At 73.0% G+C, this 25,770-nt stretch carries 18 protein-coding genes; 7 read left to right on the top strand and 11 right to left on the bottom strand.

The genetic code is table 11. The annotated features are described in order from the left end of the window. Positions 1-9 precede the first annotated feature (9 nt). Genes OG570_RS30150 through OG570_RS30130 form a run of 5 tightly spaced genes read right to left on the bottom strand, consistent with a single transcriptional unit; the run spans position 10 to position 6,964 of the window. On the bottom strand, positions 10-1,308 hold the full coding sequence (locus OG570_RS30150; protein ID WP_326952501.1) for an ATP-grasp domain-containing protein: 1,299 nt from the start codon (positions 1,306-1,308) through the stop codon (positions 10-12). Beyond that, positions 1,301-3,271 carry an acetyl/propionyl/methylcrotonyl-CoA carboxylase subunit alpha gene (locus OG570_RS30145; RefSeq protein ID WP_326952500.1) on the bottom strand — a complete coding sequence of 657 codons (1,971 nt, stop codon included), beginning with the start codon at positions 3,269-3,271 and terminating at the stop codon, positions 1,301-1,303. The genes OG570_RS30150 and OG570_RS30145 overlap by 8 nt, the downstream gene beginning before the upstream one ends. 6 nt (positions 3,272-3,277) lie before the next feature. After that, a complete protein-coding gene (locus tag OG570_RS30140) occupies positions 3,278-4,882 on the bottom strand; it encodes a carboxyl transferase domain-containing protein (RefSeq protein ID WP_326952499.1) in 1,605 nt (534 codons plus the stop codon). Continuing rightward, positions 4,879-6,084, bottom strand: coding sequence for an 8-amino-7-oxononanoate synthase family protein (locus OG570_RS30135; RefSeq protein ID WP_326952498.1), 1,206 nt, complete (start codon positions 6,082-6,084; stop codon positions 4,879-4,881). The genes OG570_RS30140 and OG570_RS30135 overlap by 4 nt, the downstream gene beginning before the upstream one ends. Before the next feature lie 19 nt (positions 6,085-6,103). Beyond that, complete coding sequence (locus OG570_RS30130) at positions 6,104-6,964, bottom strand: 3-hydroxybutyryl-CoA dehydrogenase (RefSeq protein WP_326952497.1); 861 nt, start codon at positions 6,962-6,964, stop codon at positions 6,104-6,106. 681 nt (positions 6,965-7,645) lie between these two features. Between OG570_RS30130 and OG570_RS30125 the strand changes: the two genes are divergently transcribed. After that, the gene (locus OG570_RS30125) at positions 7,646-10,504 is read left to right on the top strand and encodes a helix-turn-helix transcriptional regulator (RefSeq protein ID WP_326952496.1); all 2,859 of its coding nucleotides are present in this window, start codon (positions 7,646-7,648) and stop codon (positions 10,502-10,504) included. A 135-nt stretch (positions 10,505-10,639) separates the two neighbouring features. Beyond that, positions 10,640-15,958: an RHS repeat-associated core domain-containing protein gene (locus OG570_RS30120; RefSeq protein WP_326952495.1), complete on the top strand. Its 5,319-nt coding sequence runs from the start codon at positions 10,640-10,642 to the stop codon at positions 15,956-15,958. Here OG570_RS30120 and OG570_RS30115 read toward each other — a convergent pair. Further along, entirely contained in the window at positions 15,913-16,077 is a 165-nt protein-coding gene (locus OG570_RS30115) for a hypothetical protein (protein ID WP_326952494.1), read from the bottom strand. The two genes, OG570_RS30120 and OG570_RS30115, sit on opposite strands and share 46 nt — an antisense overlap. 97 nt (positions 16,078-16,174) lie before the next feature. On the opposite strand from OG570_RS30115, the gene OG570_RS30110 reads away from it, so the two are divergent. Next, complete coding sequence (locus OG570_RS30110; protein ID WP_326952493.1) at positions 16,175-16,825, top strand: DUF4230 domain-containing protein; 651 nt, start codon at positions 16,175-16,177, stop codon at positions 16,823-16,825. 54 nt (positions 16,826-16,879) lie between these two features. Here OG570_RS30110 and OG570_RS30105 read toward each other — a convergent pair whose 3' ends face one another. Continuing rightward, a complete protein-coding gene (locus tag OG570_RS30105) occupies positions 16,880-17,401 on the bottom strand; it encodes a CGNR zinc finger domain-containing protein (protein WP_326952492.1) in 522 nt (173 codons plus the stop codon). A 61-nt stretch (positions 17,402-17,462) separates the two neighbouring features. On the opposite strand from OG570_RS30105, the gene OG570_RS30100 reads away from it, so the two are divergent. Together OG570_RS30100 and yczE are read left to right on the top strand one after the other, a co-directional pair. Continuing rightward, complete coding sequence (locus OG570_RS30100; protein ID WP_326952491.1) at positions 17,463-18,641, top strand: epoxide hydrolase family protein; 1,179 nt, start codon at positions 17,463-17,465, stop codon at positions 18,639-18,641. A 101-nt stretch (positions 18,642-18,742) separates the two neighbouring features. Continuing rightward, positions 18,743-19,363: a membrane protein YczE gene (gene yczE / locus OG570_RS30095; RefSeq protein WP_326951568.1), complete on the top strand. Its 621-nt coding sequence runs from the start codon at positions 18,743-18,745 to the stop codon at positions 19,361-19,363. Between the two features lie 5 nt (positions 19,364-19,368). Here the strand turns inward: yczE and OG570_RS30090 are convergent, their stop codons facing one another. From OG570_RS30090 to OG570_RS30075, 4 genes are read right to left on the bottom strand one after another with little or no spacing between them, the layout of a single operon-like run. Beyond that, positions 19,369-20,109: a gamma-glutamyl-gamma-aminobutyrate hydrolase family protein gene (locus OG570_RS30090; RefSeq protein ID WP_326952490.1), complete on the bottom strand. Its 741-nt coding sequence runs from the start codon at positions 20,107-20,109 to the stop codon at positions 19,369-19,371. Then, positions 20,106-21,443 (bottom strand): O-acetylhomoserine aminocarboxypropyltransferase/cysteine synthase family protein, encoded by a 1,338-nt coding sequence (locus OG570_RS30085; protein WP_326952489.1) that lies wholly within the window; start codon positions 21,441-21,443, stop codon positions 20,106-20,108. Before OG570_RS30085 ends, OG570_RS30090 begins: the two co-directional genes overlap by 4 nt. After that, complete coding sequence (locus tag OG570_RS30080; protein ID WP_326952488.1) at positions 21,430-22,488, bottom strand: fatty acid desaturase family protein; 1,059 nt, start codon at positions 22,486-22,488, stop codon at positions 21,430-21,432. Before OG570_RS30080 ends, OG570_RS30085 begins: the two co-directional genes overlap by 14 nt. A 22-nt stretch (positions 22,489-22,510) precedes the next feature. Next, the gene (locus OG570_RS30075; RefSeq protein WP_326950631.1) at positions 22,511-23,512 is read right to left on the bottom strand and encodes an aldo/keto reductase family protein; all 1,002 of its coding nucleotides are present in this window, start codon (positions 23,510-23,512) and stop codon (positions 22,511-22,513) included. A gap of 225 nt (positions 23,513-23,737) precedes the next feature. Between OG570_RS30075 and OG570_RS30070 the strand changes: the two genes are divergently transcribed. Then, positions 23,738-25,003, top strand: coding sequence for a glutamate-5-semialdehyde dehydrogenase (locus tag OG570_RS30070; RefSeq protein WP_326952487.1), 1,266 nt, complete (start codon positions 23,738-23,740; stop codon positions 25,001-25,003). Further along, a complete protein-coding gene (locus tag OG570_RS30065; protein WP_326952486.1) occupies positions 25,003-25,731 on the top strand; it encodes an alpha/beta fold hydrolase in 729 nt (242 codons plus the stop codon). The genes OG570_RS30070 and OG570_RS30065 overlap by 1 nt, the downstream gene beginning before the upstream one ends. Positions 25,732-25,770: the final 39 nt, after the last annotated feature.

Raw genomic sequence — 25,770 nt, 5'->3', positions numbered from 1 at the left:
CTTCGGTCGTCAGCGCAGGGCCCAGAGACCGGGCAGCCGGCCGGGCTCGGGTTCGGGGTCGATCTCGGGCTCGATCTCGGGTTCGAAGAGGAACTTCACGGAACCGGTGAGGTCCGCGGCCAGCGCGCTCGCCGCCTCCGGCGTGTCGGCGCCGACGACCACGAACCCGACGCGGTCGCCGGAGCGCTGCAGGGGCTTGACCTCGTCGCCGGGCCCGACGCCCAGCTCGGCGTGCAGCACGGCGGGGTGCGTGCGCACCTGCTCCCAGCCCTCGACGGCGGCGAGGCGTCCCGGCGGCGGCGTGAAGTACCGGACGGCCGCGCCGCGGCTCGGCGCCAGCGGGACGCCGGTGCCCGGCCGGCCGAGCATGTCGTCGAAGACCAGCCCGTAGAGCTCCAGGCCGGGGATGGCGTGGGCGAGCATGCGGTGGATCCAGTCGCCGCCGAAGCGGCCGTGCACCTCGCCGAGCACGACGCCGGCGGGGGTGAGCCAGAGTTCGACGTGGAAACCGCCGGTCCGCAGGCCGAGCGTGGTGAGCGCGGCCGCCACGGTGGCTTCGATCTCGCGGCGCCGCGCGTCGGGCAGCGGGGCCGGCAGCACGTGCCCGGTCTCGACGAAGAACGGCGGCGGGACCTTCTCCTTGGCGGTGACGGCGAGGATCTTCGGGACCCCGCCGAGGAAGACGCCTTCCACGCTGAACTCCGGCCCGTCGACGAACTGCTCGACGAGGAACGGCTTCGCGTCCGGCAGCAGGGCGAGCGCGGCGGGCAGCTCGGCGGCGTCGGTGACCAGGCTGACGCCCACGCTGCCCATGGCGTCGCGCGGTTTCACGATCCACGGCCCGTCGTGCTCCTTCAGGAACACCGCCGCTTCGGCTTCGCCGGTACAGAGCCCGACGACCGGCTGGGGGAACCCGGCCGCGGCGAGCGCCTCGCGGCAGGCGTCCTTGGTCCGGACGCGGTGCACCGCGGCCGGCGGGTTGCCGGGCGCGCCGACGGCTTCGGCCGTCTCGGCCACGGCGACCTGGGCCAGCTCCTGCAGCGCGTAGACGGCGTCGAACCGCTCGCCGGCCGCGACCCGGGCCGCGGCCCACGCGGCGGAGGCGCCGGGCGCCAGGACGTCCACAGTGGACTGTACGGTGGCCGCCGCGACGACCGGCGCGGTGGCGGCGAGGATCTCGGCGGTGTTGGTGACGTGCACGCGCAGGCCGCGCGCGGCGGCCTGCGCGAGCGCCTCGGTCGCCATGTCGAGGCTGAAGCTCAGCGGGCGCGCGCCACCGACGAACAGCAGGTTCGGTGCGTCAGGCATGGGTGTCTCCTTCGGGTGTGAGCGTGACCAGGACCTGGTCGGCGGTGACGGTTTCGTTCTGCGCGCAGGAAAGCCGCTCGATCGTCCCGGCGAACGGCGCGACGATGCGGTTCTCCATCTTCATCGCCTCGACGACCACCAGCAGCTCCCCCGCTTCGACCCGGGCACCGGGTGCGCAGGCCACCCCGACGACGACCCCCGGCATCGGCGTGCGCACGGCGCCGTCGGAGGTGTCACCGCCGCCTTCGTCGAAACTCCGGCGGCCCAGCGCGACGCGGTGGCCGCCGATGACGATCTCGTAGCCGGCCGCGGTGGCCAACCCGGTCCACTGGGTGGTCCCGACCGTGCCGCGGACCAGCCCGCCCGACGCGGGTTCCGCGAGCACGGTGAAGCGGCCGCCGTCGGTGTCGACGCGCAGCCCGGCGCGGTCGCGCGACAGCAGCCGGGCCTCGTGGTCCCGGCCCTCGTGGCGGAGCCCGATCCGCCCGAGCGGCGCGTCGGGGTCGAGGGCGGCGCGGTCGAACGCCCCGACGGTGCCCGACCACGGCGAGGCCCCGGCGGTCCGGTCCGGCACCGCCATGGCCGCCGCGCAGGCGAGGGCCCGCCCCGCCCGGTCCGGCGGCGCGGACCGGGCGGTGAAGGCGTCGACCAGGTGGGTGTCGACGCGGCCGTCGAGCACCCGGGGTTCGGCCAGCAGCTCGCCGAGGAAGCCGAGGTTGGTGGTCAGCCCGACGAGCGTGGTCTCCCCGATCGCGGTGCGGAGGCGGGCGAGCGCCGTTTCCCGGTCCGGCCCGGCGGCCACCAGCTTCGCGACCATCGGGTCGTAGAAGCCCGGCACCGCGCCGGGACCGTCGAAGGCGGCTTCGACGCGGACCTCGGGCGGCCACTCGACGACCTCGGCGCGGCCGGGCGCGGGCCGGAACCCGTGGGCCGGGTCCTCGGCGTACACCCGGCACTCGATCGCGTGGCCGGTGGCCCGGATCCGGTGCTGCGGCAGCGGGAGGGGCTCGCCGTCGGCGACGCGCAGCTGCCACTCGACCAGGTCGAGCCCGGTGATCTCCTCGGTGACCGGGTGCTCCACCTGCAGCCGGGTGTTGACCTCGAGGAAGAAGAACCGGCCGTCGCCGTCGAGGATGAACTCGAACGTGCCGGCGCCGACGTAACCCAGCGCGGTGGCGCCCCGCACGGCCGCGTCGAGCAGGGCCTTGCGGGTGACCGGCGGCAGGTGCGGGGCCGGGGCCTCCTCGACGATCTTCTGGTGCCGGCGCTGCAGCGAGCACTCGCGTTCGAGCAGGTGCACCACGTTCCCGTGCCGGTCGCCGAACACCTGGACCTCGATGTGCCGGGGCGCGGCGACGTACCGCTCGGCCAGCAGCCGGCCGTCGCCGAAGCCGGCCCGGCCGAGGCGGACGGCCTCGGCCACCGCGTCGGGCAGCTCGGCTTCGCCGTGGACCACGCGCATGCCCTTGCCGCCGCCCCCGGCGACGGGCTTGAGGATCACCGGGTACCCGATCCGCGCGGCGTCGGCGCGCAGCTGCGCCGCGGACTCCGTCGCGTGCTCCGAACCGGGCAGCACCGGCACGCCGGCGGCGGCCATCAGCTCCCGGGCCCGGGCCTTGTCCCCCATCGCCGCGATCGTGGCGGCGTCCGGTCCGATGTAGACCAGCCCGGCCTCGGTCACCCGCGCCGCGAACTCCGGGTTCTCCGACAGGAAGCCGTAACCGGGGTGGACGGCGTCGCAGTCGGTCCGCAGCGCCGCGCCGACGACCGCGTCGATGTCGAGGTAGCTCTCCCGGGCCGCCGACGGTCCGATGTGGACGGTCTCGAAGGCGCCGTCGAGGTGGGCGGCGCCCGCGTCGGCGTCGGAGTGCACGGCGACGTGGTCGACGCCGAGCCGGCGGCAGGTGCGCGCGATCCGGCGGGCGATCTCGCCGCGGTTGGCGATCAGCACACGTTTCGGCATCTTCCCTCACATCCTGAAGACCCCGAAGCGGGTCTCCCGCTTCGGCGCGTCGGCGGCCATGGCCAGGCACAGCGCCAGCCAGTCCCGGGTGTCGACCGGGTCGACGACGGCGTCGACCCACAGCCGGGCCGCGTAGTACAACGGCTGCGCCTGCCGCTCGTAGGAGGCGAGGATCGGCTCGCGGATGGCCGCTTCCTCCTCGGGCGTGAGCTCGCGGCCCTCCTTGGCGAGCTGGTCGCCGCGGATGAGGGTCATCACCTTCGCCGTCTGCTCCGCGCCGACGACCGTGGACCGCGCGCTCGGCCACATCGCCATCAGCTGCGAGCCCATCGACCGCCCGCACATCGCGAAGTTGCCGGCGCCGTAACTGCCGCCGATCACCAGGCTGAACTTCGGCACCTTGGCGCACGAGACGGCGTTGACCAGCTTCGCGCCGTGCTTGGTGATCCCGCCGGCCTCGTACTCGGCGCCGACCATGAACCCGTTGATGTTGTGCAGGAACAGCAGCGGGATGTCGCGCTGCGCGCACACCTCGATGAAGTTCGCGGCCTTCTGCGCGCTCTCGGAGAACAGGACGCCGTCGTTGATCAGCACCCCGACCGGGTAGCCGCCGACGTGCCCGGTCCCGCAGACGATCGTCGGGCCGAACCGGGCGCGGTACTCGGTCAGCTCGCTGTCGTCGAGCAGCCGCGCCAGGATCTCGCGCGCCGGGATGTGCTCCTTGAGCCCGGCGCTGACGACGCCCGGCAGCTCGGCGGGGTCGTACTTCGGCGGCCGCGGCGCCTGAGGTGGTTCCGCCAGCCGCGGCCGGGTGCTGCGCGCGGCGAGGTCACGCAGGATCGCGAGGGCGTGGTCGTCGTTCTCGGCGAGGTGGTCGGCCACGCCGGTGACGCGGGTGTGCAGGTCGGCCCCGCCGAGCGTCTCGGCGTCGACGACCTCCCCGGTCGCCGCGCGCACCAGCTGCGGGCCGCCGAGGAACACGGTGCCGGTGCCGCGGACCATCACCGTCTCGTCGCACATCGCCGGGATGTACGCGCCGCCGGCGGTGCACGACCCCATCACGGCCGCCAGCTGGGGCAGCCCCGCGGCCGACATCTCCGCGATGTTGCGGAAGATCCGGCCGAGGTGGTCCTCGTCGGGGAAGAGGTCCTCCTGCAGCGGCAGGAACACCCCGCCGGAGTCGACCAGGTAGAGGCAGCCGAGGCCGTTCTCGCGGGCGATCTTCTGCCCGCGCAGGTGCTTGCGGACGCCGAGCGGGAAGTACGTGCCGCCCTTCACCGTGGCGTCGTTGGCGAAGATCATGAACGGCCGGCCGGCCACGACCCCGATCCCGGTGACGAGCGCGGCCGAGGGCACCGGCTCGTCGTAGACGTCGTGGGCGGCGAGCTGGCCGACCTCCAGCAGCGGCGTGCCGGGGTCGAGCAGCCGCGAGATCCGTTGCCGCGCGGTCAGTTTGCCGCGGCCGGCGTGCTTGCGGTGGGCCTTCTCGCTGCCGCCGGCGAGCGCCGCGGCCTTGGCCAGGGCGATCACCGCGCGGTTGACCTCGAAGTCCTCGGCGTTGCGGCGGAAGCCGGCCGAGGCGACGTCGACGTGCGAACGCAGGGCCGTCACGCCTCCCCCAACGTGCCCAGCAACGCGGCGAACCGCTCGATCTCCGCGGTGGTCATGCTGGCGCGCAGCATGATCCGCAGCCCCGCCTTGCCGCGGCCGATGATCGGGAAGAAGATCGGCGAGACGTAGAAGCCGTTGCGGAACAGGCCCTGCGCGAGCCGGACGGTCGCGTCCTCCGACCCCACCCGGACGAACCGGATCGGCAGGCCGTCGCCGCGTTCGCCGGTCTCCACCAGGCGGTCGAACAGGGCGATGTTGTCCTGCAGCCGCTGCTGCAACGCGGTCAGCTCGGGGGTGCGGTGCAGTTCCGCGGACGCGAGCAGCCCGCCCAGGCCCGCGGTGTTGATCCGCTGCGACCACATCAGCGGGCCGCCGTTGCGCTGCGCGGTGTCCAGCCGCCACTGGGACCCGCGGCGGCCGAGGAAGATCGCGCCGCCGGACGCGCCGAAGCCCTTGTTCAGCGAGGTGATGATGATCGTGCGGTCGTTGATCTGGCCGAGCTCTTCGAGCACGACGCCGCGGCCGCGGTGGCCGACCGTGGAGATGCCGTGGGCCTCGTCGAAGACCAGGAACAGGCCGTACTTCTCCTGCAGGCGCAGCAGTTCCTTCACCGGCGCCTGGCCCCCGGTGCTGTAGACGCCGTCGGCGACGTAGGCGACCCGCTTGTGCTGCTTGCACAGTTCTTCCAGCGCTTCGACGTCGTTGTGCGGCACCACGGCGACTTCGGTTTCGTCGGCGACGCTCGGCTTCATGGCGTTGAGGCAGAAGTGCGCGTTCTTGTCGAACACCATCAGCGGCGGCTCGCCCTCGGTGAAGATGCCGGACGCGACGAGCGGCAGGGCCGCCCACGCGGCGGCGGCGCACGAGTTGAGCGTGACGGCCTCGACGTCGAACAGCTCCGAGAGCGCCGCTTCGGCGTCCCTGAGCGCCCCGAAGCGCACGCGCATCCGGGACGTCGAGGTGTTCAGCGCGCCTTCGGCGAGCACGGCGTCGGCCGCGGCCCGCACCAGCTTCGGGTGCGTGTCGAGGCCGAGGTAGGAGTAGGAGGACATGTTCACGAACTCGTGGCCGTCGGCGAGCGCGCGGTGGCGGCCGTCGCCGAGCCCGGCCACGACGACGTCGAACAGCCCGGCCTTGTTGGTGACGTCCCAGAAGTCGTCGCTGATCCGGGCCGACTTCTTGATGTTCAGGAACGAGTGCATCGGTTTCTCCTCAGGGGTTTCAGTAGGTGTGGAAGCCGCGGCCGGTCTTGCGGCCGAGGTGCCCGGCTTCGACCAGCCGCGCGAGCGACGGCGGCGTGGCGTACAGCGGCTCCTTGAACTCCGCGTGCAGCGCGGCCGCGATGGCGACGACGACGTCCAGGCCGATCAGGTCGGCCAGCCGCAGCGGGCCCATCGGGTGCGCGCAGCCCAGTTCCATCGCGAGGTCGACCCGCTCGGCCGGGCAGTAGCCGGCCTCGACCATCCGGATCGCCGCGAGCAGGTACGGGATCAGCAGCGCGTTGACCACAAAGCCGCTGCGGTCGGCGACGGTGACCGCCCGCCGGTCCAGCGTGTCCTCGGCGAAGGCCGTCACCAGGTCGGTCACCGCGTCGGCCGTCGGCAGCGCCGGGACGACCTCGACGAGCCGCAGCGCCGTGACCGGGTTGAAGAAGTGCAGGCCGATCACCCGCTCCGGGCGGCTGGTCACCGCGGCGAGCCGGGTGATCGCGATCGCCGACGTCGTCGTGGCCAGCACCGCGTCGTCGCCGGCGACCTTGTCGAGCGTGGCGAACAGGCCGAGCTTGAGCTGCTCGTCCTCCGGGATCGCCTCGATCACCAGCTGCCGGTCGGCGAGGTCGGCGAGGTCCGTGCCGACCGAGAGGCGGGCCAGCGCGGCGTCGCGCTCGGCCGGGGCCAGCTTCCCCTTCTCGACGCGGCGGGCGAGCGACGCCGCGATCCGCCGTGGCGCCGAGACCAGCGACGACTCCCGCGACACCGCCAGCCGGACGTCGACGCCCTTCGTCACGCAGAGCTCGGCGATCCCCGCGCCCATCGTGCCCGAGCCGACCACGCCGACCCGGGTGATTCCGTTCGCAAGCACTTGTTTTCCCCGCATTCTGCCGGTCCGCGACTTCCGCGTCGCCGCGTCAAGGAGTTGTCCTGTTCGAGATGATTGCCCGGGAGCACGACGAAAGGCGCGCCGAATCCGGCGACCCTGCCGAATACGAGTTCGCGCCGATGTGCGGCGCGGATCGCTCCGCGTCGCATTCCCGCCGTGTCACCCCAGTGCCCCGGTCCACCGCACCCCAGCCGTGGCGATCGCCAGTCTGCCCATGCCGGGCGGCGCGGCGCCATGGGGGCCGCTCCCCCACCTTTCCCACGGAGTGCCCCCGCCGTCCCGCGGAATCGCCGTCAGCAGCGCGAATCCGGCCCGACCGGCACGTCGGCGCCGCCGGCCCGGACCACCGGTGCGGCGTGGCTCACGGCGCCGGAGCGGGACGCGGACGCGCCCGGCGCGTGTCAACCTCCGATCGGGCGAGCCCCGGATTCCGGGGTCCCGCGATCCGGCCGGGAAAACCTGGGGGACTCGCCCGCCCCGTTACCAGAAGACCTCCGCGCAACGCTCCCGCTTATTCCAGTATTCGGTCCCGCTTGGCGTGATCACGCCCGTCGTGTATCCAAGAAGTGCCTATCCGGAGTGACCGGAGAGCTGGGGGAACAATTCGATGAGCGAATACGATTATTCCGATGATCATGTCCCGTTACCCGGTACCCACCGGGCATGCTGATCCGGTCGCCGGACCTGATCGGCCGGGACGGCGAGCTGCGGGAGCTCGCCACGGCCTTCGACGACGCGCTGGCCGGGCACGGCCGCGCCGTCGTCCTCGTCGGGGAAAGCGGGATCGGCAAGTCCCGGCTCGCGCGGGAGGTGGCCGCCCGGGCGGCCGGGCGCGGCGCCCGGGTGCTGCGCGGCCAGGGCAGCTCGATCGGCCCGCTGGTGCCGTTCCGCCCGCTGGCCGAGGCCCTGCTCTCGCTGACCCGGGACACCGAACCCCTCGACGTCGCCGAGCTCGGCCCGTACCTGCCGGCGCTCGGCGTCCTCGTCCCGGACTGGCGCACCGGCCCGGACGACGACCCGGCGCCGCCGCTGCTGGTCGTCGCCGAGGCGGTGCTGCGGCTGCTCGCGGTGGTGGGCCGGGCCGGCGGCTGCGTGCTGGTGCTCGACGACCTCCACGACACCGACGCGGAGACCCTGTTCGTGCTGGAGTACCTGGTCAACAACCTGGAATCGGCCCGGGTGCTGCTGATCGGCACGATCCGCGACCACACCTCCACCGCCCGCGACATCGCCCGCTCGGCGGCCCGGCACGGCGTCTGCGCGGTCCGGACCCTGCACCGGCTGGGCCGCGACGACGTGCACGGCGTGATCGCGGCGTGCCTCGGCACGGACCGCGAGCGGGTGCCGGGCGCGACGGCCGGGCACCTGTGGCAGCTCAGCACCGGGATCCCGTTCCTCGTCGAAGAACTCCTGCACGAGCTGATCCACGACGGGCTGCTGCTCGAGCGGGCCGACGGCTGGCACCTCGCGGACAAACCGGCCGGGACCGTGCCCGTCGCGCTGGTCACCAGCATCGAGGCCCGGATGACCCAGCTGGGATCCGACGGCGCCGAACTGCTGGCCGCCGCGGCCGTCATGGGCGCCCGGTTCGCCGCGCCGGTGGTCCAGCGGGCCGCCGGGGCCGACGACCGGACGGTGGCCGGCTTCCTCGACGCCGTGATCGACGCGCGGCTCGTCGAGCCGGACCCGGCGGCGCTCGGCTGGTACGCCTTCCGGCACCCGCTCACCGTCGAAGCCGTGCTCACCCGGCTGGGTCCCACCCGGCGGGCCGAGCTCGCCCGCCTCGCCGCGGACGCCGCCGAACGGCTGCACCCCGGGCTCCCCGGCGACTGGTGCGCCCGGGTCGCGGAGCTGCGGCGGCTCGCGGGTGACCGGGCCGTCGCGGGACGGCTGTTCGCGGACGCCGGGCAGCGCGCGCTCGCCGTCGGGGCGGCCGGGGCCGCGGTCGGGCTGTTCGGCCGCGCCGACGCGCTGCTGACCGACAGCCCCGATCTCCCGCTGCGTGGTGGTGTCCTCGAATCGCTGGCCTACGTGCTCGGCGAGACCGGGCAGGTCGAGCGGGCCTTCGAGCTGTCGGGCCGGCTCGACGAGGTCGGCCTGTTCCACCGCGCCGCCGCGCTGCACGCGCGGCTGGCCTGGGCCGCCTGCCTGGCGGGCCGGTACGACGCCGGGCTCGCCCAGGTGGCCGCCGCCCGGGCGTGTCACGGGTCCGCCGGCCCGGACCGGCAGGGCGCGGCGATCGACGCCGTCCACGCGCTCCTGCTGCTGGATGCCCCGGGCGGAGCCGACCCCGGCGAGGCCGGGCGGCTGGCGACAGCCGCCTTGGCGCAGGCCGAACGGCACGACGACGCGGTCGTCGCCTGCCAGGCCCTGCTCGCGCTCGGCGTCCTCGCCTGGGAGCGGGACCCGGACGCGGCCCGGGACCACCTCGAGCGGGCCCGGCTGCTGACCGACACGCACCGGCTGCCGCTGTGGCGCACGCACGTCCTGCTCCGGCTGGGCGAGCACCTCGCGCAGGCGGACGGGGACGTCGGCGGCCTGGTGCTGGCCCGGGACCAGGCGGACCGCGGTGGCGCGGTGGCGGTGAGCCACGCGGCGGACGCCCGGATCGTCCGGTACGGCCAGGTGCTCGGGGGCGAGTACCGGCCCGGCGAGCCGGCCCGGCTGGCGGCGGCCGCCGAGCGCCACCACCTCGACGCCGTAGTCCGCCACGCCCGCGTCACCCGCGCCGTCTGCGCCGCCCACCAGGCGGACCGGGCGGGCATGACCGAGGCGCTGGCCGGAATCCGCGCCGCCGACGGTGACCCCGGCTTGGGGCTGGCCCAGGCGTTCTGCGCCCTGCTCGAGGAGGACCGCGACCGCGCCCGGCGCGACCTGGGGCTCGCCGGTGGCGCGCCCTTGTCCGGCCGGCACGGGCTCGGGCCGCTGCTGGACGTCCTGGCCGGCGACCTGGGCCCGGCCGAGCTGGCGGCCGCGGCCGCCACCCCGGCGGGCCGGTTGCGCTGGAACCGGCAGTTCACCGCGCTGGCGGAGGCGGTCCTGCACGGCCGCCACGGCGACAGCGCCCGTGCGGAAGCCGCGGCGAAGGAGGCCCGGGACGCGGCCCGCCCGTACCGGATGGCGATCCACCTCGGGGCCCGGCTCGTGGCCGAGGCCGCCCTCGCCGACGGCTGGGGTGACCCGGTGCCGTGGCTGCGCGCCGCGGAGGAGTACTTCCACGACGCCGCGGTCCCGGCGGTCGCCGGCGCGTGCCGGGTCCTGCTGCGCCGCGCGGGCGAGCCGGTCCGCCAGCGACGCCCCGGCCTGCACCGGCTCCCCCGTGAGCTGCTCGACGCCGGCGTCACCGTCCGCGAGTACGACGTGTTCCGGCTCCTGGCGCACCGGCTCGGCAACACCGAGATCGCCCGGCGGCTGCTGATCTCCCCGAAGACGGTGGAAAAGCACGTGTCCAGCCTGATGACGAAGACGAAGCTTCCTGACCGCGTCACCCTCTTCGCCTACGCCTCGGACATCGGCCCGTAATCCTCGTGGACCGCACGAGGAACGGGGCAAGATCGACGGGGCGAAGAGGCATTCAGCCGGGGTTCACGTGGTTCACCCGGATGGTTCTTGTTAACTTCACTTGTTGCAGCTCGGCCGGTGGAGGGGAAGTCGCACGTGAGCAATCCGCTGGTCGCGGAGACCAAGGACTCGACGAAGGCGTATTCGGGCGTCTCGCTGCTGGAGTCGGCGGCCGACCTGAAGTCCGCGATCGAGTCGGGTGACTGGGCCTCCGTCGCGATGGGCGCCGTCGGCACCGCGCTCGATGCACTGTCGATGGCGATGGACCCGTTCGGGGCGGTTCTCGCCGCGGGTGTCGGGTGGTTGATGGAGCACGTCGGGCCGTTGAAGGAAGCGCTCAACGGTCTGACCGGCAACGCGGATGAGATCGCGGCGCAGTCGGAGACGTGGAAGAACATCGCGACCGAGCTGGGCAGTATCGGTGAGGACTTGACCGGGATGGTCAAGGCCGACACGGCGTCCTGGACCGGGCCCGCCGGGGACAGCTACCGGCAGCGCGCTGATGACACGGTGACGCTGTTGAACACGGCGCAGAAGGGTTGTGAAGGCGCTTCCAGTGGTGTGAAGACCGCTGGTGAGGTCGTCGCCGCGGTGCGGGCGTTGGTGCGGGACATCATCGCGGAGCTGATCGGGCATCTGATCAGCTGGGCGTTGCAGGTCGTGTTCACCCTGGGTATCGGGCTCACCTGGGTGGTGCCGCAGGTGATCGGCGCGGTGGCGAAGACGGCGTCGAAGATCGCGGACCTGGTCAAGCGGCTCGTCACGGCGCTCAAGGCGCTGGTTCCGTTGCTGAAGCGGGCGGGTGATCTGTTCTCGGATGCGGCGAAGGCGTTGCGGAAGATCAAGCCGGGTAAGGCGTCTCCGCCGCCGAACAAGATCGACATCAAGGGGAACCCGAAGGATCTGGGTGGTCCGAAGGGCAAGGGCGGGCCGGATGCGCCGCCGGCGAAGACGGATCCGCCGCCGGCGCCGAAGGGTGATGGGAACACGTCGCCGTCCGGTGCGAAGGGTGACGGCGACGGTACGCACTCGTCGGGTGCGGACGCGCCGCCGGCCAAGACCGACCCGCCGCCCGCGTCCAAGGGCCCGGACGACACGCCCAAGAGCCCCGACCCCACGCCGCCCCCGGCGTCGAAAGGCCCCGACGGTGGCGACACGAAGCCGTCGTCGACGCCGAAGGGCAAGCCTGACGACGGGCCGCGGATCAAGGACAACAACGCCAAGCCGGACGAACACACCACGCCGACCAAGGACAAGACGGACTGCGGCGACCCGATCGACGTCGCGACCGGGGCGGTGATGCTGGAGCAGGAGGACGTGTCGCTGCCCGGCGCGCTGCCGCTCGTGGTCGCGCGCACGCACCTGTCGACCTACCGCGCGGGCCGGCTGTTCGGCCCCACCTGGACCTCGACGCTGGACGAACGGCTCGAGGTCGAGCCGGACGGGCTGCACCTCGCCCTGGCCGACGGCACGCTGCTGCGCTACCCGGTCCCGCGCGGGGTCGAGGCCGTCGTCCCGGAGAGCGGCCCGTACCTGGCGCTGCGCCGGGTCCGGCACGGGTTCATCGTCGGCGACCCGCAGTCCGACCGGATGCGCTACTTCGCGGCCGGCCGCGGCGCCACCACCCTGCCGCTGCGCGCGGTCGTCGACGGCGCGGGCAACCGGATCGTGCTGCGCTACCGCGACGGCGTGCCGGTGGCCATCGAGCACTCCGGCGGCTACCGCGTCGAGATCGACAGCGCCGACGGCCTGGTCACGGCGTTGCGCACCGCGGGCTCGCCGATCCCGCTGGCGGAGTACGGCTACGACGCCGCGCGCCGGCTGGTCGAGGTCGTCGACGCGGTCGGCACCCCGCAGAAGTTCACCTACGACGCCGACGGCCGGCTGGTGCGCTGGGACGACGTCAACGGCCGCTGGTACCGCTACGGCTACGACGCCCAGGGGCGCTGCGTGCGCGCGCAGGGCACCGGCGGCTACCTGAACACCGAACTGGCCTACGAGCCCGGCGTCACGACCGTCACGAACTCGCTCGGCGCCGTCACCCGCTACCGGCTCGACGAGCGGCTGCGGGTGATCGGGCAGATCGACCCGCTGGGCCACACCACCAGCGCCGAGCGGGACCGCTTCGGGCGCGTGGTCGCCGAGACCGACGAGCTCGGCCACGTCACGCGCTGGGACTACGACGAGATCGGCAACCTCACCGCGGTGACGCGGCCCGACGGCGGGCGCATGGTCGTCGGCTACGACGAACGGCGCCGGCCCGCCGCGGTGACCGGACCGGACGGCGCCGTGTGGCGCTACGAGTACGACGCGCGTGGCAGCCTCGCCCGCACCGTCGACCCGACCGGCGCCGCGACCGCCTACACCTACGACCCCTTCACCGGCACCGTGGACTCCGCGACCGACGCCCTCGGCGGCGTCACCCGGATCCAGGCCAACGCCGCCGGGCTCCCCGTGCTCGTCACCGAGCCGGACGGCGCCGTGTGGCGCTACGGCTACGACGCGCTCGGCAACACCACCAGCACCACCGACCCGCTGGGCCACACCACCACCCTGGTCAGCGACGCCGCCGGCAACCTCGTGCAGGCGCGGGACGCCGACGGCGCGGTCGAGCGGTTCGCCTCGACGGCGCGGGGCAGCTTCGAGGAGCGGACGGACGCGCGCGGCGGCGTCAGCCGCATCGAGTACGCCCAGTTCGACGTGCCGGTCAGCGAGCGGAGCCCCGGCGGCGGCACGCTGAAGTACGGCTACGACACCGAACTGCGGCTCACCTCGGTCACCAACGAACGCGGCCTGGTGTGGCGCTACGAGTACGACGCCGCGGGCCGGAAGGTCGGCGAGACCGACTACAACGGGCGCGTCCTGCGCTACGGCTACGACGCCGCGGGCCGGCTCGTGCACCGCACCAACGGCGCCGGGCAGGTCATCACCCTCGAACGGGACAGCGTGGGCCGGGTCGTGCGGCGCAGCAGCGCCGACGAGGTCGCCGTGTTCACCTACGACGCGGCCGACCGGATGCTGTCGGCGGCCAACGCGCACAGCGAGGTCCGGTTCACCTACGACGCGCTCGGCCGCGTGCTGTCCGAGTCGATCAACGGCCGGGTCGTGTACTCCCGCTACGACCCGCTCGGCCGCCGCGTGGGCCGCCGGACGCCGTCGGGCGCGGAGTCGGTGATCGGCTACGACGCCGCCGACCGGCCGACCGCGCTGGCCACCGCCGGGCGCACCCTGCGGTTCGGCTACGACGCCGCGGGCCGCGAAACGGTGCGCCGGCTGCACAAGGGCGCCGGGCCGGTGGCGGAGCTGCGCCAGGACTGGACCCCCACCGGGCAGCTCTCGGCGCAGACGGTGCTCCGCGGCGCGGAAACCGTGCAGCGGCGGGAGTACGGCTACCTGATCGACGGCTACCTCACCGGCGTCGACGACCTGATCTCCGGGCCGCGCACGCTCGACGTCGACGCCGCCGGGCGGGTCCGCGCGGTGCGTGGCCCGCGCTGGCAGGAGAACTACGACTACGACGTGACCGGCGCCGTCACCGGAGCCGGCTGGTCCGGCGCGCCGGAGGCCACCGGTCCGCGCGCCTACACCGGCACCCTGCTCACCACCGCCGGCCCCACCGGCTACACCCACGACGGCGAAGGGCGCGTCACCGCCCGCGAGCGCGGCGGGAAGCGCTGGACCTACGAGTGGAGCGCGGAGAACCGGCTGCTCGGCGTCCGCACGCCGGAGGGTGTCGGGTGGCGCTACCGCTACGACCCGCTCGGCCGGCGCGTCGCCAAGCAGCGCCTCGACGCCACCGGCGGCGTCGCCGAGCAGGTCGAATTCGCCTGGGACGGCCAGCTCCCCGCCGAACAGGTCCACAGTGGACCGGGACGGCCGCCGGTCGCCACGGTGTGGGAGTACGCGCCCGGCGCGCGGCTGCCGCTCACCCAGACCGAACGCGTCCTCGGCGCGGCCGGCGGCGACCGGTTCCACGCGATCGTCTCGGACCTGGTCGGAGCGCCCGCGGAGCTGGTCGACGACACCGGCGCGCTGGCCGGGCACGTGCACACCGCGCTGTGGGGCCCGGTCGTCTCGGCCGGTGGCACCGCCGGGACGCCGTTGCGCTTCCCGGGCCAGTACCACGACCCCGAGACCGGCCTGCACTACAACCGGCACCGCTACTACGACCCGGAGACCGGCCGGTACCTCTCCCACGACCCGCTGGGCCTGACCCCGGCGCCGGACTCCCTGGCCTACGTCGGCAACCCGACCGCGATGATCGACCCGCTCGGCCTGGCCCCGACGCGGACCACACCCTGCGCGGCCGCGGCCGCCAAGGCCCAGGCGCACCCCTACGCCCGCGGGAACTCCGGGCCGTCGACGAGCAAGCGCAAGTACCCGGAAGGCACCTACGGCGACCGGAACGCCGAGCGCAAGCGCCTCGACGAGAAGCACGACTTCAAGATCGACGGGGACAAGACGCACCAGTCCGAGCACGCCGCCGGCTACGACATCCTGACCGACAACGGCGCCGCGAAGGGCTCCCGGGCGGACAAGAGCAGCAAGCCGCTGGAGAACAACGCCAACGCGTACTACGAGGACTACGCCAACCACCGGTACCACCCGGGCACGGGCAAGGGCGGCAGCAACCACGAGTCCGGGTTCACCAAGGGCGACGTCCGGGACTCGCCCAACACGACTAAGGACGACAAGCTCGGTTACGACGACCGCCTCGGGTCGTACCGCAACGCGCAGCGCAACGCCATCGAGGCCAACGACCCGAGCAGCGCGGTGCAGCTCAACCAGCTCGGTTACGGGCACCAGCAAGGCTTCCAGAACTCGCAGACCATCGGTGCGGGCTACGACAAGCCGCACAGCTTCTCCGATCAGGTCTACCACGGGGACGACCCCAACCACGTCCACAACAAGGACCACCCGCTCTACGACAAGGACACGGCGGACAAGGCGAAGGCCGAGCAGGACCGCCGGGACGACGTCAAGGCCGACCCGAACCACCCGGACCGGGCCTCCTACGACGCCGAGCAGAAGCGGATGGACATCGCCGACGACTCGTACCACAAGATGGTCGACGACATGCACTCCGGCGGCGAGGGCATGCGGTACAACCCGCAGGCCGGTCAGGCCACCCCGGCGGGCGGCCACACGGTGGACGGCACCGGCCACGTGACGACCAAGCCGATCGACAAGTGGGACGCGGCCGAGATGCACGGCGCCCGCGACGCGGCCCGCACCGGCGAATGGCCGGGCTACGGCGGCTTCTACAAGAACCCGACGGCCGACGACTGGGCCGCGCTGGAGCGCGGCGACCTCGACCCGAAGGAGCTCAAGTCGATCACGGACAAGGACATCGCGGACTTCAACGCGACCTACAAGCCGCCGAAGGACCCGAACGCGATGGACGTCGACGGCTGATCGCCGCCCGGCGGGCCTTCGCCGAGTTTGGTGCCCATGCGGTAGCCGCCGAAGATCATCCCCAGCACCAGGACGGCGAGGAAGATCAGCAGGATCCACAGCCACAGGGACTTGCGCACGATGTTTCCCGTCGTCGGAGGGCCGGCCACGCGAGCGGGCAACACCGTACCGCCGCCGGCCGCTTGACCGGGCGGCGACGTGGGTATTCCTGCCGGTATGAGTAAATGGGGCAAGCGGCTCATCGCCATGGCCGTGGCCGTAGTGGTCGTCGTCGCGGCGGTGCTCGTCGGATCGGCCGTACACCTGTTACCCCAGTTGCGGAACCCGTTCGCCGAACACACCGAAGAGCACTCGGGTCCGGTGCTGCTGCAGTCGATCGTCGAGCTCTCCCGCTACGAGGCGGCCAGCGGCTCGTTCCAGGTGGTCGTCGACATCACGACCGGTTCGGTGCTGCCGAGTTTCCTCGTGGGCAGCGACACGCTGTTCATCGGCGTCGGCACGGACAACGCGTTCGTCGACTTCTCGCACCTGAAGGGCGACGCGATCAAGGTCTCCGACGACCGCCTGTCCGCCACGATCACCCTGGGCCACGCCCAGCTGGAGCCGGCGACCCTGGACGTGCACGAGTCCCACGTCTACGCGCAGCAGCAGGGCCTGTTCACCCGGATCAACGAGTTCCTCAGCGGCAACCCGAACTCGCAGCAGGCACTGTACGAACTCGCGCAGAAGCAGATCCAGGCCGCGGCCGAGAAGAGCCCGCTGGTGGCCGACGCGGAGAAGAACACCAGGACGATGCTGGTCGGCCTGCTGCAGTCGCTGGGTTTCAAGAACATCACGGTGAACTACGCCGACAACGCCGTCGGCTGACCGGGCCCGCCGTCGCCGGGAGTCCACTGAGGACAGTGGGCGACCGGAAAGAGATCAGCTCGTGCGGCGGCGGTAGGCGCGGGTCTTGGTGCGGTTGCCGCACGCCTCCATCGTGCACCAGCGGCCGCCGCCGTTGCGGGAGGTGTCGTGGAACGCCCAGCGGCAGTCCTCCGCCGCGCACAGCTTCAGGCGGTGCCAGCCACCGCTCGCCACGTTCACCGCCACCGTCTCGAGGATGGGGTCGAGGCCGGGTACGCCGCTGTCGGCGGTGACGCGCAGCCCGCCGGCCGGGTCCGGCGCCAGGCGCAGGGGAAATTCGGCGAGGGCCCGCGCGGCGCCGTCGGTGAGCGCTTCCCGCAGCGCGGTCCGCAAGGCGACGGCGGCGGCCAGGTCGGCCGGGCGCAGCCGCTGCCCCTCGGCGACCAGATCGTGCTCCTCGAGCCACTCGGAGAGCGCTTCGACCGAGGTCAGCCGGTCGGCGGCAACGCGCTTCTCGCCGTGCCAGCGGAAGGTCCGCTGGTCGAGCGTGTTGAGGAACTGCTCGACCAGGGTCAGATCCGCCACCGCGATGTTCACGACACCACTGTAACCCCATACCGGTGTTGACGGTCACCGACACCGGCTATAGCCTTTGCCGGTGTCGACAACCGAGAAGACCTCCACGGCGACCGCCGACCCATTCACCCCCCGGACGACGCCGGCGGCCATCGAGGACCTGCGTGCGCGGATCCGGGCGACCCGCTGGCCCGACGCCCCCGAAGACGCCGGGTGGGCACTCGGCACCGACGTCGCCTACCTCCGCGAGCTGGCCGCGTACTGGGCCGACGAGTTCGACTGGCCGGCGCAGGAGGCCGCACTCGGCAGGCTCCCCCGCTTCCACGCGCCGGTGGGCGGCCTCGGGATCCACTACGTGCACGCGAAAGCCGCGGCCGGGACCGCGTTTCCGCTGGTCCTCAGCCACGGCTGGCCGGACTCGTTCTGGCGCTACTCGAAGGTCGTCCCGCTGCTGACCGATCCCGGCGCGCACGGCGCCGACCCCGCCGACGCGTTCGACGTCGTGGTGCCGGACATGCCGGGCTACGGCTATTCGGACCGGCCGGCCGCACCCCTCGACTCGGTCGCCGTCGCCGGGCTGTGGGCCGAGCTGATGGGCGATCTCGGGTACGCGCGGTTCGGCGCGGCGGGCGGCGACGTCGGCAGCCAGGTGAGCCGCTTCCTCGCGCTCGACCACCCCGAGCGGGTGGTGGCGGTCCACCGGACCGACCCGGGCCTGCCGGTCTTCACCGGCGACCCGGCGGACCTCACGCCGGCGGAACGGACCTGGCTGGCCGCCTGGCCGGCCTGGAGCGGGACCGAGGGCGCCTTCGCGGCGATGCACCGCACGAAGCCGCAGACCGCGGCCTTCGGGCTGACCGACTCGCCGGTCGGGCTGGCCGCGTGGATCGTCGAGAAGATGCGGGCGTGGAGCGACTGCGGCGGCGACGTCGAACGTAGCTTCACGAAGGACGAGATCCTCACCAACGTGACGCTCTACTGGTTCACCGCGACGATCGGCTCGTCGATGCGGATGTACCGCGCGAACTCCGCGATCCCACCCGAGCGGCTCGCCCGGCGCGTCGAGGTGCCGTCCGGCTTTTCCTTGTTCCCCGGGGATTTCCTGACACCGCCGCGGGCGTGGCTCGAGCGCACGGCGAACGTCACACGCGTCACCGAGCCCGCGCGCGGTGGCCACTTCGCGCCGTTCGAGGAACCCGAGCTGTACGCGGCGGAACTGCGCGAGTTCTTCCGGCCCTTCCGGGCGACGCCGGTGCGCTGAGCCGCGCGGTGGGACGCCGGTGCCCGTAGACTTCGGGACGACTCTGCGGGGAAGGGGTGGCCCGGACGGTGCCGAAATCACGCGTGCGGGCGGCCGATCTGCTGCAGTCGCCGCTGATCCCGCCGGGCAGGCCCGTGCGGCGCGGGAGCCAGCTGCTCTTCGGGCTGGTGCTCTACGGGATCAGCGACGCGATGGTCGTGGCGGCCGGGCTCGGCGTCGAGCCGTGGGACGCGCTCGCCCAGGGGCTGACCCGCACGGTCGGGCTCAGCATCGGCGTCTGGACCAACCTGATCGGCGCCGCCGTGCTGCTGCTGTGGATCCCACTGCGGCAGAAACCGGGGCTGGGCACGCTGTGCAACGTCCTGCTCGTCGGCACCTCGATGGACGTCACCCTGGCGCTGCTGCCGTCGTTCGACCACCTGTGGCTGCGCTGGGTCGTGCTGATCGCGGGCATCGTGCTCAACGGCTTCGCCACCGGCTGCTACATCGGCGCGCAGGCCGGCCCGGGGCCGCGCGACGGCCTGATGACCGGGCTCGCCCAGCGCGGGCACCCGATCTGGGCGGTGCGCTGGGGCATCGAGATCGCGGTGCTGGTGATCGGGTTCGCCCTCGGCGCCACCGTGGGCATCGGGACCGTGCTGTACGCCTGCACGATCGGGCCACTGGCCCAGCTGTTCATGCCGCTGCTGGACATGGGGCGCGGCAAGGGAAAGCCGGGCTGAGCGGCTCAGCCGGCCGCGGCCAGGTGCGATCGGCGGTCGGCCGCGAGCCGGGCCGCGACGCCGAACTCGCGGAAGAGCGCGGCGGAGACCGGGTCCGTGCCCGCGTACCACTCCGGGTGCCACTGCACGGCGAGGCAGAACGAGCCCGTCGTGGCCGAGACGGCCTCGATCACGCCGTCGGCCGACACCGCTTCCACCCGCAGGTCCGGGGCGACCCGGTCGATGGCCTGGTGGTGCAGCGAGTTGACCGAGACGGCCGAGGTGCCCAGCAGCCGCCGCAGCACCCCGCCTTCGCGCAGGCGGACCTCGTGGGCGGGCAGGTACTGCCGGTCCCGGGGCTGCGAGAGGTCCTCGCGGTGCCCGTCGTGGGGCAGGTCGCGCAGGGTGCCGCCCAAGGCGACGTTGAGCTCCTGCAGCCCGCGGCAGACCCCCAGCACCGGCAGCCGCGCCCGCAACGCGGCGGGCAGCACCCGCAACGCGAGCTCGTCGCGGGCCGGGTCCGCCGGGGCGAGCCGGGGGGCGCCGCCGTAGCGGGCGGGCTGGACGTCGGTCTGGTGGCCGCCGAACACGACGCCGTCGAACCGGCCGAGCAGCTCCGCCAGGTACGGCGCGGGGCCGCCGACGACGGCCACCGCGCAGCCGGAAACCCGTTCCAGGGCCCGGACGTAGACCTCGCGCACCGCGATGTGCGACACCTCGTCGACCGGTTCGGCCGACGCGGCGAGCGCGATCAGCGGGCGGCTCACCGGGCCTGCTCCAGCGCCTGGGCGAGGTCTTCGAGCAGGTCGTCGGGGTGCTCCAGGCCCAGGGACAACCGGACCGAGCCCGGGGTCACGCCCGCCGCGAGCTGGTCGGCCACCGGCAGCTGGGCGTGGGTGGTGGACGCCGGGTGCGTAGCCAGGGACCGGACGTCGCCGATGTTGGTCACGTGTGCGAAGAGGCGGAGGGCCTCGATGAACCGGCTGCCCGCCTCCTGCCCGCCGGTGAGCTCGAACTGCACCAGCGGGCCGCCGTTGCCGCCGAGGTACCGCTTGAGCAGGTCCGCCTGCTCGCCGCCGGCCAGGCTCGGGTGGCGGACCGAGGCCACCGCCGGGTGCGCGGCGAGGAACCGGGCCACCGCGGCCGCGTTGTCCCCGTGCGCCCGCATCCGCAGCGGCAGCGTCTCGATGCCCTGGATGAGCAGGAAAGCGTTGAACGGGCTCAGGCACGGCCCGAGGTCGCGCAGCAGCGTTTCCCGCGCCTTGAGCAGGTACGGGCTGCGGCCCAGCGCGCCTTCGAGCCCGGCACCGGCTTCGGTCCACACCTCGCCACCGTGGGCGGCGTCGGGCTCGGTGAGCAGCGGGTGCCGCGCGGCGTGGCGGGTCCAGTCGAAGGTGCCGCCGTCCACGATGAGCCCGCCCAGGGCGCTGCCGTGCCCGCCGATGTACTTCGTCGCCGAGTACACCAGGATGTTCGCGCCGAACTTCAGCGGGTTGCAGACCATCGGGAGCAGGGTGTTGTCCAGCACCAGCGGCACCCCGGCCTGGTCCGCGAGCCCGGCGACGTCCTCGATGGGGAAGATGCGCAGCTTGGGGTTGGGCAGGGTTTCGCCGAAGTAGCACCGGGTGCGTTCGTCGGTGGCGGCGGCGAAGTTCTTCGGGTCCTCCGGGCTGACGAACCGGGTCTCGATGCCGAACCGGGCGAAGGTGTTGGCCAGCAGGTTCCACGTGCCGCCGTAGAGCTCGTCGGAGCTGACGATGTTGTCGCCGGCCTGGCACAGGTTGAGCAGCGCGACGGTGGTCGCGGCCTGGCCGGAGGAGACGGCCAGCGCCGCCGGGGCGCCGTCGACCGCGGCGATCCGCGCCTCGAGGACGTCGCACGTCGGGTTGTTGAGGCGGGTGTAGGCGTGGCCGTCCTCGCTGAGGTCGAAGATGCCCGCGGCGGCCCCGGTGCCGGGCAGCTCGTAGGCCGCGGTCTGGAAGATGGGCGTGACCACCGGCGCGGTCGGGCCGGTGCGCAGCTCGGCGCCGGCGTGCAGCACCGCGGACTCGGGCCGCCGGTACTGCTTCGGCGTGCTGGCGCCTCTGTCACCGACCGGCATGGGCGTGCTCCCTCGGCTGCTCGGACATGGACGTGACGATCGCGGTGACGGCGCTGGGCTGGCCCTGCGGCCCGCGGGTGAACAGACCGCCGAGCACGGCGTCGACGGCGGCGTACTCCGGATCGGCCAGCCGCACCTGACGCGCCTTGCCGAGGTTCCAGAACGGCGTGCGCGGGTCGAGGTGGTGTTCCAGGTGGTAGTTGTCGTTGTGGATGCCGGTGAGGAACTTCTCCCAGCCGCGGCTCTTGCGGTTGCGGGTCATGTGCAGGTCGACCCGGGAGTCGCGGACGAGCGGGGTGTGCTCGGACAGCTCGATGTACCAGCCCAGGATCTGGAAGCTCGTCAGGTAGGGCACGAACCAGAACAGCAGCAGCTCCATCGTCCAGCCCTGTGACCAGCAGACGCCGGCGACGACCGCCCAGAACGCCCAGAACCCGACGCGGTCGAGCGCCCGCTTGCGGGGCTGGACCGGCGAGGATTCCTGGACCCGGCCCGCCCGCAGCACCCGGTACCGGTTGCGCACCAGGTACCGCAGGTAGGCCCAGGTCTGCGTGCCGAACAGCGGCATCAGCACCACCCGGCGGACGTAGGCCCGCGGCGACGCGGCCCGGTAGGCCCCCTGCTCGATGAAGAACCGCAGATCCGGGTCCTGGTCCGGATCACCCAGCCGCGGGTGGTGGGTGAACACGTGCGAAACCTTGTAGGCGTAGTGCTGCTGGAAGATCGGGTACGCGGTGAGCACGGTGCCGAGCAGCATCCGCACCCGGTGGTCGGCCGCGCCGACGCCGTGGGCGCAGTCGTGCAGGATCGTGGACAGCCCCCGCTGGCGGGCGCCGATGACCAGCGCCGCCAGCGGGTAGCACCACCACGACACCGCGACGCACAGCCACACGCACGCCGCGATCCAGCAGGCGTCCTCCAGCCACGCCAGTCCGGCGTGCCAGTTGTCGCTGCGGTTGAGGGGTTTCAGCTCCGCCCGGACTTCACCGGGGAAGCGGTGCGACCGATAGCGCTTTCCGTCGTAGGCCCATTCGGTGTCCGACACGCGTTTCTCCCTGGAGTCGTGATCAGACGAGGGCCGTCAGCGGCACGCCGATGAACGTCGGGTCGAAGCGGCTGACGCCGTCGAGCACCTCGTCGATCTTGGCCATCACGGCGTCCTCGAGCACGACGTCGACGGCCTTGAGGTTGTCCGTGAGCTGCTCGGGGCGCGAGGCACCGGTGATCGCGGAGGTGACGTTGGGGTTCTGCAGCACCCAGGCGAGGGCGAGCTGGGCCATCGTCAGGCCGAGCTCCTCGGCGACCGGGCGCAGTTCCTGCACCTTGCGGAGCACGTCGTCCTGCAGCCAGCGGACCATGTAGCCGCTGCCCTCGCCGTCGGTGGCGCGGGAGCCCTCGGGCGGACGCTGACCGGGCAGGTACTTGCCGGTGAGCACGCCCTGGGCCATCGGCGACCAGACGAGCTGGCCCATGCCTTCGCGCTCGCAGGCCGGGATGACCTGGGCCTCGATGACCCGCCACAGCATCGAGTACTGCGTCTGGCTGCCGATCAGCGGGACCCGCAGCTCGCGGGCCAGCGCGGCGGCGCGGGTGATCTGGTCGGCGGTCCACTCCGAGACCCCGACGTAGAGGACCTTGCCCTGGCGCACCAGGTCGGCGAAGGCCAGCATCGTCTCCTCCAGTTCGACCGTGGGGTCGAACTGGTGGGCCTGGTAGAGGTCGAGGTAGTCGGTCCCGAGCCGGCGCAGGGAGCCGGTCGCGGACTCCATGATGTGCTTGCGGCCCAGGCCCTGGTCGTTGGGGCCGCCGGGGCCGGTCGGCCAGTACACCTTGGTGCAGATCTCCAGGCTTTCCCGGCGACGGCCCGCCAGCGCGCGCCCCAGCACCTCTTCGGCGCGGGTGTTCGCGTACATGTCGGCGGTGTCGAAAGTGGTGATACCGGCGTCGAGCGCCGCTTCGACGCATTTCTTCGCTTGTTCTTCCGCCACCTGCGATCCGTGGGTGATCCAATTGCCGTAGGCGATCCTGCTCAGTGAGAGGCCGCTGCGGCCCAGTCGTCGATGTTCCATGCCTGAAGACACTCCAAGGAAATTTCCACGTAGTCAACGTTTAGAACCGCGGAACAGGGTGCGGTTGATGGGGTCATAGAAACTATTGATGAGCCCATCAGCAGGGCCATGATCACATTTGCCCCGACCATTTCCCGGTGGGAGCGTGAGTCATCTACCGGGGGAAATCATCGGAATCGTCGCGGAGTCGCCGCGGCTGGAATCCGGTTCGAGGTCGGGAGAACAATGGTAGACAAGATCGTGACCGCCGCACGTGCGGCGACCGTGGCGGCCCCGCCGCTGGGCACCGAAGCGTACGACCGTTTCTGCACCGGGCTGGCTCACCGGCTCACCTCGGCGTGGCCGCGGATCCGCGCGGAGAACGACGCCGACGTCGGCCGGGCTCAAGAGCAGGGCCTACCCGACGTGCTCGTCGACCGGCTCCGGCTGACCGAGGAGCACCTGGCGGACCTGGTCACCCTGACGTCGACGGTCGCCGGCGAGATGCGCGAGCTGACCCACCGCCCGCCGGGCACCCCGATCGGCGACTGGGGCACGCGTCGCCGCGTGCCGCGGCCGCTGGGCGTGGTGCTGATGATCTTCGAGGCCCGCCCGACCGTCACCGTCGAGGGCGCACTGCTCAACGTCGCGGCCGGCAACGCGGTGATCCTGCGCGGTGGCAAGGAGATCACGCGGACCAACGCCGCGCTCGGCGCCGCCGTCACCGCCGCTTTGGAGGACGCCGAGCTGCCCACGGGCCTGGTCACCGTGCTGGACGACCCCAGCCGCGCGCTGATGAAGGAACTGCTGCGCCGGCCCGACGAGATCGACGTGCTCATCCCCCGCGGCAGCCCCTCGCTCGTCGACTACTGCCACAACGCGGGCACCATCCCGGTGCTGGCCAGCGGCGGCGGGGTCAACCACCTCTACGTGCACTCGAGCGCCGAGCTGGACCAGGCGGTCGCGATCGCGCTGGACAGCAAGCTGCCCGCCCCGGCCGGCTGCACCTCCCTGGAGATCGCGCTGGTCGACCGGCCGGTGGCCGACGAGTTCGTGGCGGCGCTGCTCGACGGCGCCCGCCGCGACGGCCGGCCGCTGACCCTGCGGGTCGGCGAAGGGATCCGGCAGCCGGAGACGACCGGGCCGTGGCGGGCGGAAGCCCTCGGCGAGCACGACCTGGGCCGGGAGTTCCTCGACAGCACGATCGGCGTGGTGGCGGTGGACTCCCCGGACGAAGCCGTCGAGTTCATCCAGCGGTACGGCTCCGGGCACAGCGAGGCGATCGCCGCCACCGACCCGGAGGTCACCGGCGAGTTCACCGACCGGGTGGACGCGGCCACCATCGTCGTCAACGGGTCCCTGCGGCTCAACGACGGTCCCACGCTGGAGCTGGGCTCGGAGATCGCGATCAGCACCAGCAGGCTGCACGCCCGCGGGCCGATCACCTTGGCCGCGCTGGTGAACTACAGCTGGGTGGTCGAGGCCAACGGCCGGCTGCGCGAGGCGAACTGATGACCGCCCCCGCGAAGCCGCCCCTGCTGCTCCCGCTGAGCCGGCGGCCGCAGGCCTCGCAGGCGGTGCTCGTGCACCCCGGCGGTGGCGGCCTGAGCCCGTACACCCCGCTGGCCGTGCGGCTGGCCCGCCGCGGCGGGGTGAGCGGGATCCGCGCCAGCGGCCTGTTCGAAGGCGAGCAGCCCGATGAGGACGTCGACGCGATGGCGCGGCGGTACCTGCGGCTGCTGGACACCCTGCCGCGGCGCCCGGAACTGCTGGTGGGCTGGTCCATGGGCGGCGTCCTCGCCTGGGAGCTGGGCGCACGGCTCGCCGAGACCGGCCCGGCCCCCGCCGTGGTGATGATCGACAGCTTCACCCGCCGGGACGAGTTCGGCACCGCGACCCAGCGCGACGACGTCGTCGAGCGGATCATGCGCTCGGTCCACGCCAAGGTCGCACCCCGCGACCAGCCGTCGGCCGAAACCACCGCCCACGCCCACGTCACCGCGTCGGGCCGGCACCGGGTGACCAGCGCCCACCCCGGGCCCGCGCTGCTGATGGCGTGCGACGGGCCGAACCGCCGCACCCAGATCGAGAACTGGACCCGGCTGTCCGGGCGGCTGCGCGTGCGCGAACTGCACTGCGGTCACTTCGACGTGTTCGGCCGGAAAGCCCTGCCCGCCGTGCTGGGCCACCTCGACGAGTTCCTCGCCCGGAACGACGCCGACCTGGCCCGCACGGCCTGAACTTCCCCGCGCAAGAAGAACGACGAACCGATCCCCGAA

The organism is Amycolatopsis sp. NBC_01286, assembly GCF_035982555.1.
Classification (GTDB): domain Bacteria; phylum Actinomycetota; class Actinomycetes; order Mycobacteriales; family Pseudonocardiaceae; genus Amycolatopsis.
This window is presented reverse-complemented; position numbering and strand designations above follow the sequence as displayed.